Annotated in this window: 12 protein-coding genes; 6 read left to right on the forward strand and 6 right to left on the reverse strand. The window is 60.2% G+C overall.

Going from position 1 to position 12,017, the window contains the following annotated elements; genetic code table 11:
- Positions 1 to 34: 34 nt before the first annotated feature.
- Entirely contained in the window at positions 35 to 985 is a 951-nt protein-coding gene (locus OP495_RS07795; protein WP_280568364.1) for a GlxA family transcriptional regulator, read from the reverse strand.
- 87 nt (positions 986 to 1,072) lie between these two features.
- Here OP495_RS07795 and OP495_RS07800 point away from each other — a divergent pair, with 87 nt between their 5' ends.
- Positions 1,073 to 1,765, forward strand: a complete 693-nt coding sequence (locus OP495_RS07800; RefSeq protein WP_280568367.1) for a DJ-1/PfpI family protein — start codon at positions 1,073 to 1,075, stop codon at positions 1,763 to 1,765.
- Here the strand turns inward: OP495_RS07800 and OP495_RS07805 are convergent.
- On the reverse strand, positions 1,762 to 2,658 hold the full coding sequence (locus OP495_RS07805; protein ID WP_280568369.1) for a LysR family transcriptional regulator: 897 nt from the start codon (positions 2,656 to 2,658) through the stop codon (positions 1,762 to 1,764). The two genes, OP495_RS07800 and OP495_RS07805, sit on opposite strands and share 4 nt — an antisense overlap.
- A gap of 125 nt (positions 2,659 to 2,783) precedes the next feature.
- Between OP495_RS07805 and OP495_RS07810 the strand changes: the two genes are divergently transcribed.
- The 4 genes from OP495_RS07810 to OP495_RS07825 all read left to right on the forward strand — a co-directional run bounded on the left by OP495_RS07810 (position 2,784) and on the right by OP495_RS07825 (position 7,093).
- Positions 2,784 to 3,716 (forward strand): phytanoyl-CoA dioxygenase family protein, encoded by a 933-nt coding sequence (locus OP495_RS07810; protein ID WP_280568372.1) that lies wholly within the window; start codon positions 2,784 to 2,786, stop codon positions 3,714 to 3,716.
- 93 nt (positions 3,717 to 3,809) lie between these two features.
- Complete coding sequence (locus OP495_RS07815) at positions 3,810 to 5,087, forward strand: Xaa-Pro peptidase family protein (protein ID WP_280568374.1); 1,278 nt, start codon at positions 3,810 to 3,812, stop codon at positions 5,085 to 5,087.
- 56 nt (positions 5,088 to 5,143) lie between these two features.
- Entirely contained in the window at positions 5,144 to 6,145 is a 1,002-nt protein-coding gene (locus OP495_RS07820) for a 2OG-Fe(II) oxygenase family protein (RefSeq protein ID WP_280568376.1), read from the forward strand.
- An 87-nt stretch (positions 6,146 to 6,232) separates the two neighbouring features.
- A complete protein-coding gene (locus OP495_RS07825) occupies positions 6,233 to 7,093 on the forward strand; it encodes a glycine betaine ABC transporter substrate-binding protein (RefSeq protein ID WP_280568378.1) in 861 nt (286 codons plus the stop codon).
- A gap of 88 nt (positions 7,094 to 7,181) precedes the next feature.
- Here OP495_RS07825 and OP495_RS07830 read toward each other — a convergent pair whose 3' ends face one another.
- A complete protein-coding gene (locus tag OP495_RS07830; RefSeq protein WP_280568380.1) occupies positions 7,182 to 8,735 on the reverse strand; it encodes a BCCT family transporter in 1,554 nt (517 codons plus the stop codon).
- Positions 8,736 to 8,970: 235 nt separating this feature from the next.
- Positions 8,971 to 10,524 carry a BCCT family transporter gene (locus OP495_RS07835; protein ID WP_280568383.1) on the reverse strand — a complete coding sequence of 518 codons (1,554 nt, stop codon included), beginning with the start codon at positions 10,522 to 10,524 and terminating at the stop codon, positions 8,971 to 8,973.
- A 181-nt stretch (positions 10,525 to 10,705) separates the two neighbouring features.
- Here OP495_RS07835 and OP495_RS07840 point away from each other — a divergent pair, with 181 nt between their 5' ends.
- Entirely contained in the window at positions 10,706 to 11,020 is a 315-nt protein-coding gene (locus OP495_RS07840) for a hypothetical protein (protein ID WP_280568385.1), read from the forward strand.
- Positions 11,021 to 11,105: 85 nt separating this feature from the next.
- Here OP495_RS07840 and OP495_RS07845 read toward each other — a convergent pair whose 3' ends face one another.
- Both OP495_RS07845 and OP495_RS07850 read right to left on the reverse strand, forming a co-directional pair.
- A complete protein-coding gene (locus tag OP495_RS07845) occupies positions 11,106 to 11,780 on the reverse strand; it encodes an HAD-IB family hydrolase (RefSeq protein ID WP_280568388.1) in 675 nt (224 codons plus the stop codon).
- Entirely contained in the window at positions 11,780 to 12,013 is a 234-nt protein-coding gene (locus OP495_RS07850; RefSeq protein WP_280568390.1) for a tautomerase family protein, read from the reverse strand. Before OP495_RS07850 ends, OP495_RS07845 begins: the two co-directional genes overlap by 1 nt.
- Positions 12,014 to 12,017: the final 4 nt, after the last annotated feature.

A 12,017-nucleotide genomic window follows, 5' to 3' on the forward strand; every position in this document is an offset into this window, starting at 1 on the left:
CGCTCGATGCAAGGCTAGCACTGCAGAACAGTCATCAGGGATGCCGATGATCCGACGCTATACGGCGCAGCGCCTGTGGTGTCTGGCCAAAGCAACGCAGGAAGGCGCGACGCATGCGTTCCGGGTCATTGAAACCGACTAGGCAAGCGATCGTTTCCACAGGCTTTAGGGTCTGCTCGACACGCCAGCGGGCGGCTTCGGCCCGCAGCCTTTCAACGGCGCGTGCAGGCGTCTCGCCGGTTTCGCGCTTGAATATTCGTGTGAACTGGCGCGGACTCTGGCAAGCAACGCTAGACAGAACATCCACTGTCAGCGAAGCATCCAAGTGACGACGTATGTAGTCGAGCACGAGCCGAGTCCCATCGGAATCGGGCTCGAGATCGGAGAGCGTGGAAAACTGTGATTGCCCGCCTGGGCGGCGATAATAGACTACCAGCTCACGGGCGACGGCCTGGCTGATATCATGACCACAGTCTTCCTCGATCATGGCTAACGCGAGATCGATACCGGCACTGGTACCGGCCGACGTCCAGATGTGTCCATCGCGAACATAGATCCGATCCGCCTCGACGTGAATATCGGGATAAGACTGCTGCAATCGTAAAGCACCGCGCCAATGCGTGGTCGCACGCCGACCACTCAAGAGCCCGGCGCCAGCGAGAATAAAAGCCCCCGTGCAAACACTGGCCACACGCCGAGCGCGATACGCTGCCTGCTTCACAGCCTCGAAGCTACTATCCGGTAGTTTTTCGGGCTGACCACCGCCCACCACGATCAGCGTATCCACCGAGCATTCATTCAGCGCACGAGTGGTGATCTCCACGCCGACACTATTTTCCAACCGGCCACCCTGCTCCGAGAATACGTGCAATTCGTAGGGCGATGTTTCACCCACCCGTCCGGCAAGACCAAACGCCGACATCGGCCCGGCTAGGTCCAGCGTTTGATGATTCGGATAAACGAAAAAACCGATCGATAGCGTCATGGCGGAAAACGAGGGTTATAGGTCATTTGAGACTATCACGGTACAGGCTAATCTAAACCTCCCACCCGTTCTACAGAGGAAACTATCGTGGACTCAAAGCTACGTATTGTCATACCGATCTACCCCGGTGTAACGCACCTGGATTTCACCGGTCCTCATCAATTCTTCTCGCGTACGCCGCAGGTCGACGTGGTGGTCGCCTCTATCGGCGGGGAGCCCGTCGACGCCCAGGGATTGACGTTTTCCAACCTGGACGATTTGACAGACATCGCGGCTTGTGACGTTCTCTGCGTTCCCGGTGGCCTGGGCTGCCTCGATGCAGCCGAGGACAGCCGTTTTCTCAACGCCATTCGACATCTGGCCAGTACCGCACAGTTCGTGACCTCGGTCTGCACCGGCTCATTGATTCTGGGAGCGGCGGGCCTGCTCCACGGAAGACGAGCCGCCTGTCACTGGGCGTGGCGCGACATGCTGCCATTGTTCGGCGCCACCCCGGACCCGGCGCGTGTCGTGCGCGATGATGAGATCATCACGGGCGGCGGTGTCACCGCCGGGATCGATTTCGCGCTGACCGTCATCGCAGTACTGTTCGATGACGAGACCGCTCAGCGCTCTCAACTGACTCTCGAATATGCGCCCGCGCCGCCGTTTGATGCCGGACGCCCGGAGACGGCCCCGGCCACCATCCACGACCATGTCGTCGCCGACATGGCCGAGATACAGGCCTCGCGACATCAACAGGCACAACGCCTAGTCGAACGTTACGCTGCTAGACGCTAGGCTTGCTGATCGCCCTCCTCCAGTACCTCGGCGATCAAGGCGACGAAGTCGTCGAAGGCCGGGTGCATCGGGCTGGGGGAGCGATGTACCTCGAGCACGGCCGGCGGTAATGGTGGCAAGCCTTCGGCGGCGCCCATAACTTTCCATCCCTCGGGTAGCAGGCGCCGCTCCCCGACCGTCAAGGTCTGGCCCTGCCCGACGATGACTTTCAACCCGCTGGGGCTCTGACTGGTGGAGACGAGCTGCCAATCACGACCGATGTCGGCCAGTGCGGCCAACGCCCGGCGCCGATAGGCGCACTGCTCCGGAAACAGCGCCAACGGGATCGGTCGCTCGGCATCGAGTTCGAAACGCCGATGCGCCGTCCAGACCACCTCTTCCGTGATCACGGGACGCCCGCCGCTACTCGGTTCATGCTGCACCGCCAGCACGATATCCAACGACCCCTTCTCAAGCTGCTCCAGCAGTTCCGTCGACATGCGGCAGTGGATATGCACATGAACGTCGGGATGCCGGGCGCCGAAGCGTTCGAGCAATGCCGGCAACCAGGTATCGGCATAGTCCTCGGGAAGGCCGAAGCGCAGCGTCACCGGCCGGGAGCGCCCAAGCGCGGCGATCGCCTCGCGCTGCAGCTGCAGCAGGCGCCGCGCGTAGACGAGGAAGGTCTCGCCATCGCCGGTCAGCTTGAGCTGGCGACTGTTGCGCTCGATCAGCAACGTATCGAGGCGCGACTCAAGAGTGCTGATGCGCAGGCTGATCGTCGACTGCGTCTTGTGCAGGTAACGTGCCGCCGCAGTGAAACCACCGCTATCGGCCACGGTGACGAAGGCCAACAGCAGGTCGCTGTCCAGCGCGGCCAACGCTGTGCTATCGGGATTTCCGATGGCTACCATTGAAATGACTCGTTTTACTGATGGAATGGTTCTGTCCAGCATAGAGGACATCGACGGGCCGCCCAAACCTTCACGGCGGCAACGTCCTGTCACCTGACACCTTGCTGATCGAGAGGACGCCTCCCATGCCGACGACCGCTGCCGCGACCGACCCCGACATCGACTCCAAGCCGGCTCAGCGCTGGCTCGCCGATGCCGAGCGCACCGACCTGAGCGAACTAGTCGACACCGACCGCTACCCGCTGCATGACGCCGACGACCCACGTATCCAGGCCGAGATCGCCCGGGTTCGCGAGGATCTGGACCGCGAAGGCTGCGCCGTACTGCGCGGCTTCCTGCGCCCCGACGCATTGGAGCAGGCCCGCCAGGAAGGGCGTGAATTATCGACCAAGAGCTATTACGCCAGCCGCCGCGTCAACGCCTGGTTTACCAGCGACGACGAGAGCCTCCCCGAGACCGACCCTCGGCGGCATTTCATGGAGCGCACCAGCGGTTTCGTGACCCGCGACATGATTCCAGCGGATACGGTGATTCAACAGCTTTACGTCTCGCCGGCGATGAAGCGTCTGGTGGCCGAGTGCCTACAGGAGGACGAGGTCTATGAGTACGCCGACCCCTTCGCCGGGCTGGTGCAGAACGTATTGCCGCCAGGCACCGAACAGCCCTGGCACTACGACACCAACGAATACATCGTCACCATGATGACCGACATGCCGGACAGCGGTGGCGAGTTCCAGTACTGCCCCAACATCCGCACGCCAGCGGGCGAGAACTACGACGGCGTCGGCGCGGTGATTCGCGGCGAGGACACCGCTACGCCGCGTACGTTGCTGCTGCGTCCCGGCGACCTGCAACTCTTCAAGGGCCGTTACTCGCTGCATCGGGTAACGCGCGTCAGCGGTGAGCGCGAGCGTCACACGGCGATCTTCGCCTACTCGCAACAGCCAGGCGTGGTAGGCCGTCTGGAGCGCACGCGCCAGCTCTACGGGCGGGTCTCGGAAGCGCACATCGAGGCAGAAAAACGCCGTGAAGTTCGCGCCGACGGGCTGCTCGACTGATCGATCTATCGCAACGCCTTCGTTCCAGCGCGTTTCGATATTTCTGTCTAGATAAATCACGCTGATTCAACTTCCATGACTGGACCGACAACTATGACCCGCTTGTCATCCACGCTGCCTTCCCTGTTGGAAGGCACCGATATCCTGGCGCCGACGCACGATCCCGCCGAGTGCGAACCGACGCCGTCAGAAATCCAGCAGATTCTTCTGGATCGATTGGCACGTACCCGGACGGAGTTGAAGAAACGCGATATCGTCGCCGCCGTGCTGTTCGACCCGACCCACGTGCGCTACGCCACCGGCGCGCGCAACATGCAGGTCTACTCGGCGCGCAACCCGGCCCGCTACGCCTTCGTGCCGGCGGAAGGCCCGGTGGTGATGTTCGAATTCTCCGGCTGCAGTCACTTGACCGAAGGCTTGCCCGGCATCGACGAGACGCGCCCGGCGACGGCGATCTCCTATTACTTCTGTGAAGATAATCTGCAGCAGACCACCCAGGCTTGGGCGAATGAGATCGACGAATTGGTACGCCAGTGCGGCGGGCAGAAAGGTGACAAGGTCGCCATCGAAAGCGCCACCTCACACGCAGCCTTTGCACTGCTCGAACACGGCTGGCAGATCTGCGATGCCCAGATTCCATTGGAGCGGGCACGCGCGATCAAGGTGCCAAACGAAATCAAGATGGTACGCAGCTCTCTGCGCGCGGTGGAAAACGGCGTACGCAAGCTGGAAGCCGCGATTCATCCCGGTGCCACAGAAAACGAAGTCTGGTCGCAGCTGCACCAGCACATCATCGCCACCGACGCGGACTATGTCGAAACGCGGCTGATGAACTCCGGACCGCGCACCAACCCCTGGTTTCAGGAATGCTCCAATAGAGCAATGCAAGCCGGCGAGCTGGTCGCGCTGGATACCGACGTGGTCGGCCGCTATGGCTACTACGCCGATTTCTCGCGCACCTTCCTGTGCGGCGATGGCAAGGCGACGTCTACCCAGCGCGAGCTCTATCGCATGGCCTTCGACCAGGTGCGCCATAACATGGCCCTGATCGCACCGGGCATGTCATTCAAGGAGTACGCCGAGAAGGCCTGGCAGATTCCCGAGCCCTACAAGGCGCGGCGCTACTTCGCGTTGGCCCACGGCGTCGGCATGACCGGCGAATATCCCTACATCGTTCACCGCGAGGACATCGACGACAAGGGCTACGACGGCATCATGCAACCAGGCATGACACTTTGCGTGGAGAGCTACATCGGCCACGAAGACGGTGGTGAAGGCGTCAAGCTCGAGGAGCAGCTTTACATTCGCGACGACGGTCAGGTCGAATTGCTTTCCGACTATCCTCTCGATGCGCGGTTGCTGGCCGAGTGACACGCCAGCCGACGCCATCTGACAACCGTTTCGTCCATTCGCCACAAGAGGCTTCCATGAGCCAGACGCTGATTCCGCATATCGACCTGACGCCACTGCTCGCCGGCGCCCCGGCACGCGACGAGACGTGCCAGGCAATCGTCGATGCCGCCTGCGACTCCGGCTTCATGACCGTGGGCATAGCGCCGGCGCAACTGGGGCTCGCTGATGACATTCACGCCCACTTGCTACGCTTCTTCGAGCTCGATGCGACGCACAAGCAGCCACTGGCGCGACACAAGTTCGAACCGGCCAACCGTAACGTCTATCGCGGCTATTTTCCGCCCCAGAACGAAGACCCGACCTGGAAGGAAGGCATCGATCTCGGCCCGGACATTGCTCACCCCGAGCGTGCGGATACCCAGAGCGGCGACCCACTGCGCGAGCCCACGCCACGACCGCATGAATCCGCTCTACCCGGTTGGACGGTGGATCTCGCCGCTTACTATGTCGCCATGGAATCGCTAGGTGGCGTGATCGCCGGAGCGTTGGCGGAGGGGCTGGGCATACCGCGCGAGACACTCACGCGCCCTTTCGAGCACGGCAATTCGACACTGCGCCTGATCCATTATCCCCAGCGTCCGGCCGAGACGCTGGCCGCCATGCCGGCCGTCGACGGCAGTGGCGATACGCGGCGCTGGCTGGTCGGCGTGCCGCATTGCGACAACGGTTTCATCACGCTGCTATGGCAAGACCAGGTCGGCGGCCTGCAAGTGCACACCCCGAGCGGCGGCTGGGAAGACGTCCCGCCCCGTGAGAATGCCCTGGTGGTCAATTTCGGCCGCCTGCTGGCGGACTGGTCCGGCGGACGCATTCAGGCCACGGAGCATCGTATCGTCGGCGGCACCCGTTCGCGGCACTCGGTCCCGTTCTTCTTCGAACCGGCGGTGGATGCCCATATCGAGGCGCCCGATGCCGCCGGCGACGGCGGCTATGTCTACGGCGATCGGCTGTGGGAGCGCATGCGGGTCTTCGTCGAGTTCCAGGGCCTGGAGCGCGCCCCAGCCGCCGACACCTGAACCGACACTTCATCTAAAGATAGCGACGATACACTCAATCGCTATAATAATGTGTTTTTAACTTACACAAAAAAGAGGATTTTCGTTATGAAAAAAGTTCTATACCCCCTAGCTGCTGCGGCATTGTTCAGTGCCGCGACAACGGCCAACGCTGAGGATAAAGAATTGGTCATCGGCACCAACAACTGGGCCGAGAACATCGCAGTCGCCAATATGTGGAAAATCATCCTCGAAGATAAGTACGATTACGATATCGAAATCTCGGATGTGGGCAAAAACGCCCTATACAGCGGCCTCGCCAATGGCGATTTCGATATCTCCCTGGAAATCTGGCTGCCCACCACCGATGCGCCCTACCTCAAGCCCTATAAAGATCGGGTCGAGATCAACGATGCCTGGTATGAAGGCACCGGACTGGGCGTCGTAGTGCCCACCTATGTCGATATCGATACGCTCGACGAGCTCGGCAAACATGCCGACGATTTCGCATACCAAGGCAGCCCCACCATTCTGGGCATCGACTCCGGATCATCGATTGCCGGCCTGACCGACGAGGCAATCGATGAGTACTCGCTGCCACTCAAGCAGGTCAACAGTTCCGGGCCGGCGATGATGGCGGCGCTCGACGATGCCTACAGCCGTGAGGAGCCCATTGCCGTGACACTCTGGAGTCCTCACTGGGCCTTCGCCGAATACGATCTCAAATATCTCGAGGACCCCAAGAACGTCTACGGCGACAACGAGACCATCTACTGGTTCTCGCGCCAGAACTTTACCGATGAAGACCCGTGGCTCACCCAGGTGCTCAACGAATGGCACATGGATGACGACAGCCTGGGCGGTTTGATGGCCGATATCGAAAAAGCGGGCGACCCGGTCGAAGGCGCCCAGACGTGGATCGATAACAACCAGGATCTCATCGACGAATGGCTCGCCGCCGGCAAATGATCTACTAGCCGCGACGCCGAGTCCATAAGAGGCCTGGTCCATACTGGGCCTCGCCCACAACGACAAGCGCCCCGGCATCGAACGTCGATTACGACGTAACGATTCTCTGACGCTTGGCCATGGCATGCGCGGCGCGCGGCCCCAGCCACAGCGTAGGCAGCAGCACCAGCGACACGGGGAACGCGGTGATCACGATGAACTGCTGCAAGACGCTGATCTGTCCCGCCCCCATGTACAGCAGAATCGCCGCCATCAACGCCATGGCCAAGCCCCAGAACGCGCGCAACGCCGGCTGGGGATCGTCATGACCGGCATTGACCACGGAAACCGCATAACTCATGGAATCGCCGGTGGTGGCCACGAAGATCGTGGTCAGCAGCAGAATCGCCAGCGCCATCAGCTTGCCGCCCGGCAGCGCTTGGGCCACCGCCAGCGTGGCAACATCGAACTGGAAGTTTTGGAGCGCGTCGCTCAGATCGATGGCACCGCTCATCTGGTAGAAGATGCCCGAGCCACCCAGCAGCGTGAACCAAACCGACGTGGCCACGGGGGCGAGCACGGCCACGGCGACGACCATTTGACGGATGGTACGGCCCCGTGAGATACGCGCCACGAAGATCGCCATCAGCGGCGCGTAGCCGATGAACCAGGCGAAGAAGAATACCGTCCACCATTTCATCCACCAGTCCGGCGCAGTCTGCGAGGTCATGGTGGACATCTCGAAGAACGACCCCAGATAGGTGCCGAAGCCCTGAAGCCAGCTATCGAACAAGAACTGGGTCGATCCGAACAGCAAGATCACGGCACCGATACCCAACGCCAGCATGACGTTGAAACGGCTCAGAAACTGGATGCCTCGGTCGATACCGGTGATCGCCGAACTCACATAGAGCCCGCCCAGTACGACGAGGATCATTAACTGGGTGCCATAGCCCTCGGTCACGCCAAACAGGGTATGCAGACCGAAATTCATCTGCGTGGCCAAAAAGCCAATGGGGCCTACGGTACCGGCCACCACGGCGATGACGCAGACGGCATCCACCACGCCACCCAAGGCACCGTGCATGCGTGCCTCGCCCAGTAGCGGCGCCAACAGCGTGCGCGGTTGCAGCGGCAAACCGCGATCGTAGTGATGATACGACAATACGATAGCCGCCAAAGTACCCAGCACCGACCAAGCCTGAAATCCCCAGTGCATGAAGGCCTGTGCCAGCGCATTGGGCACCGCTGCCGGCGTGCCCGGCTCACTGGAAAACGCCGGTGGCGTCACCACGAAATGGTAGATAGGTTCGCCGGCAGCAAAGAATACACCGCCGCCGCCCAGCAGCGTGCACAGAATGATCGACACCCACTTGAAGGTGCCCATATCCGGCTGTTGTCGATTGCCGATGCGCGCGCGACCCGCAGGTGATACGGCCACGCACACGGCAATCAGGAAGGTCAGCAGTAATAGTAGCTGGAAATAGGCTCCCAGATTCTTCGCCGTCCAGGCGAATCCGATGCCGATCACCGCTGTCATGGCGTCGGCATCGGTCAACGACAACACCACAAACAGAATGATGAAGCCGATAGTTAGCCCCATCACCGTCGGGTCGCCAAAACGCGTGCCCGAGCGCGTGGCGCTCGCTTCATATTGAGTCATCTGTTTCCGGTTCCGGTCATCGCGTGAGGGACGCACCCTACCGACCTTCGTCAAACACGGCAAATCGAAATTTCAACATCGAGCGCGCCGAGCGCCGTAAAAGAAGACAAGGTCACCAATCATATGCAATGCACACCGTGTATTTCATCCGAGCCATGACACCCCGCCGATAACGACAAGCGCCCCGACATGCGATATGCCGGGGCGCTTTTTCATGCAAGGCATCGAACGTCGGTTATGATGCGACGACTCCCTGACGCTTGGCCATGGCCTGCGCGGCGCGCGGCCCCAGCCACAGCGAAGGCAGCAGCACCAGCGATACGGGGATCGCGGTGATCACGATGAACTGCTGCAAGACGCTGATCTGCCCCGCGCCCATGTACAGCAGAATCGCCGCCATCAACGCCATGGCCAAGCCCCAGAACGCGCGCAACGCCGGCTGGGGATCGTCATGGCCGGCATTGACCACGGAAATCGCGTAGCTCATGGAGTCGCCGGTGGTGGCCACGAAAATCGTGGTCAGTATCAGTACCGCGAGTGCCATCAACTTGCCACCCGGTAGCGCCTGAGCCACCGTCAACGTAGCGACATCAAACTGGAAGTTTTGGAGTGCTTCGCTCAGATCGATAGCGCCGCTCATCTGGTAGAAGATGCCCGAACCGCCCAGCAGCGTGAACCACACCGACGTGGCCACGGGGGCGAGCACAGCCACGGCGACGACCATCTGACGGATGGTGCGACCCCGCGAGATACGCGCCACGAAGATCGCCATCAACGGCGCATAGCCGATGAACCAGGCGAAAAAGAACACCGTCCACCATTTCATCCACCAATCCGGGGCGGTCTGCGAGGTCATGGTGGCCATCTCGAAGAACGACCCCACATAAGTACCGAAGCCCTGGAACCAACTATCGAACAGGAACTGCGTCGGCCCGAAGAGCAGGATGACAGCGCCGATCGCCAACGCCAGCATGACGTTGAAACGGCTCATCAGTTGGATACCTCGGTCAATGCCGGTGATCGCCGAACTCACATAGACCCCGCCCAGCACGATGAGGATCATCAACTGCGTGCTATAGCCCTCGGCCACGCCGAACAGCGTATGCAAGCCGAAGCTCATCTGCGTGGCCAAAAAGCCGATGGGCCCCACGGTGCCAGCCACCACGGCGATGACGCAGACGGCGTCTACCACGCCACCGAAGACGCCACGCATGCGCGCCTCACCCAACAACGGTGCCAACAGCGTGCGCGGTTGCAGCGGCAGGCCACGATCATAGTGATGATGCGAGAGCACGATGGCCGCCAGAGTGCCGAGCACCGCCCAGGCCAGAAAGCCCCAGTGCATGAAGGACTGCGCCAACGCATTGGGAATGGCTGCCGCAGTCTCCGGCTCGCTGGAAAACGCCGGCGGTGTGACCACGAAGTGATAAACCGGTCCCCCGGCAGCAAAGAAGACGCCACCACCAGCCAACAGCGTGCACAGGATGAGCGACACCCACTTGAAGGTGCCTATGTCCGGATGTTCTCGATTGCCGATACGCGCACGTCCCGCAGGCGATGCAGCCACGCCCACGGCGATCAGGAAGGTCAGCAGCAAAAGCAGCTGGAAATAAGCCCCCAGGGTTTTCGCCGTCCAGGCGAACCCGGCGCCGATCACCGCCGTCATGGCGTCGGCATCGATCAGCGAAAGCGCCACAAACAGTACGATGAAGCCAATCGTCAGCCCCATCACCGTCGGGTCGCCAAAACGCGTGCCCGAGCGCGTGGCGCTCGCGTCGTGTTGAGTCATCTGTTTTCGGTTCCGATAGTCGCGTGAAGGGCGCACCCTACCGACCTTCATCGAACACGGCAAATCGAAACTTCAAGATCACGCGCGTCCGGCGCCGTAAAAGCAGACAAGGTCGCCGATCATGTGTAACTCACATCACTCGCGCCATCTGTGTCGCCAGCTCGCGGCGGATCACCGCATAATGGCGCCGGTCAAGTTCCGCCTCGTGCAGGCTCAGCAAGCGCTCGAACGTCTAGACGAGCACCTGATCGTCGCGATTGCCGGCCACACGACGCGCCAGGTCGCGAAAGCGCCGATTCTCCCGGCAATAGCGTTTGTTACCCAAAGCCAGACGCAGCAGCGTCCGAAGCTTCTTGCAGCGCTGGCGCAGCGCATGAGTGGCGGTGATCAGATCCGACCACGCGCGCGTACCCAATGGCGCAGCGTGGTTAAGCTATCCACGCTCCCCATCTTCGTCTCAGCCCCCAAGAGCATCTCGGGTTTTCACATTTGGTGAAGACGAGTCACGGACTCTCAATCAATCATTATCTAAATGACTCTCATTATATATTTTACAGCGTCTAGCCATAAATGATGCGAGCTTATGAGGTCGCGATGACTGGCCAGTTCTCAGTGGCCGCGCGCTCGGCTAGGATGGTGCCGGCCCCCACTGCTACCGGGTAGCCGACAACATTAAGCATAGGCAGGTCTGAAAGATCATCACCGAATGCATAACAGCAGCGCGGGGATGCGGCATGGTGCTGAAGAAAGTCCTGAACTGCTAAGGCTTTGCCCATGCCAATAGTCTGAGGAGGTATAATGTTGCCGGTATATCGGCCGTCTACACCGACTTCTAGCTTAGTTGCAAGAATATGGGAGACTTCCAAAGTGCGCGCTATTGGTTCGAGAAGGGCATGGAAAGAACCCGAAATAAAAACTGGAGTGATCCCTTCGCTTTGTAGCCGCTGCAGCTCTTCTACCACTGGTGCAACGAAGAAGCCATTAGAACGCGTTAGACGATCCGTAGCCCAGTCCGCCCCGGCCCGGTCAAGCAATTGTGGGTCGACTCCTGTGAAGTAACGGTAATAAGAGGAGTTGAGTTTTTCCCTGGCACACCCCTCTAAAAACATGCGGGAGAATGTAGCCTCGAAGTCATCATGCATCTCAGGGCGATGCCAAATTTCATAACACCAAAAGCGGTAGAAGTCGAACATGCTTTTTATATTTATCAGAGTGTCGTCAACGTCGAAAAAAGCAAATCGGATCTCGTTTTTCATTATTCTTTCCCCTCATCATAAGACTTCCGGCGACTTCGAATCTGGAATTTTGGATCGGAGCCCAATACTCCTGCATCAGTCCATCGGAATGGCTCGACTTCGGTCAGGTAAGCACTAATCTTGTCGAGCGGAACACCAGTGACTCGATGCATCGCGGCGGTGACCTCTTCCAGAAGCACTTTGGCTTTTTTCTGATCTGTCATCTTGAAAGTAGAGATATGAATAATGGGCATAGTA

This window comes from Chromohalobacter sp. 296-RDG (assembly GCF_029889885.1).
GTDB lineage: Bacteria > Pseudomonadota > Gammaproteobacteria > Pseudomonadales > Halomonadaceae > Chromohalobacter.

Excerpts from the sequence above, each read along its gene's own strand:
- OP495_RS07795 (WP_280568364.1), bottom strand. The coding sequence starts at position 985 with ATGACGCTATCGATCGGTTTTTTCGTTTATCCGAATCATCAAACGCTG.
- OP495_RS07805 (WP_280568369.1), bottom strand. The coding sequence starts at position 2,658 with ATGGTAGCCATCGGAAATCCCGATAGCACAGCGTTGGCCGCGCTGGAC.
- OP495_RS07810 (WP_280568372.1), top strand. The coding sequence starts at position 2,784 with ATGCCGACGACCGCTGCCGCGACCGACCCCGACATCGACTCCAAGCCG.
- OP495_RS07815 (WP_280568374.1), top strand. The coding sequence starts at position 3,810 with ATGACCCGCTTGTCATCCACGCTGCCTTCCCTGTTGGAAGGCACCGAT.
- OP495_RS07820 (WP_280568376.1), top strand. The coding sequence starts at position 5,144 with ATGAGCCAGACGCTGATTCCGCATATCGACCTGACGCCACTGCTCGCC.
- OP495_RS07825 (WP_280568378.1), top strand. The coding sequence starts at position 6,233 with ATGAAAAAAGTTCTATACCCCCTAGCTGCTGCGGCATTGTTCAGTGCC.
- OP495_RS07830 (WP_280568380.1), bottom strand. The coding sequence starts at position 8,735 with ATGACTCAATATGAAGCGAGCGCCACGCGCTCGGGCACGCGTTTTGGC.
- OP495_RS07835 (WP_280568383.1), bottom strand. The coding sequence starts at position 10,524 with ATGACTCAACACGACGCGAGCGCCACGCGCTCGGGCACGCGTTTTGGC.
- OP495_RS07840 (WP_280568385.1), top strand. The coding sequence starts at position 10,706 with ATGGCGCCGGTCAAGTTCCGCCTCGTGCAGGCTCAGCAAGCGCTCGAA.
- OP495_RS07845 (WP_280568388.1), bottom strand. The coding sequence starts at position 11,780 with ATGAAAAACGAGATCCGATTTGCTTTTTTCGACGTTGACGACACTCTG.
- OP495_RS07850 (WP_280568390.1), bottom strand. The coding sequence starts at position 12,013 with ATGCCCATTATTCATATCTCTACTTTCAAGATGACAGATCAGAAAAAA.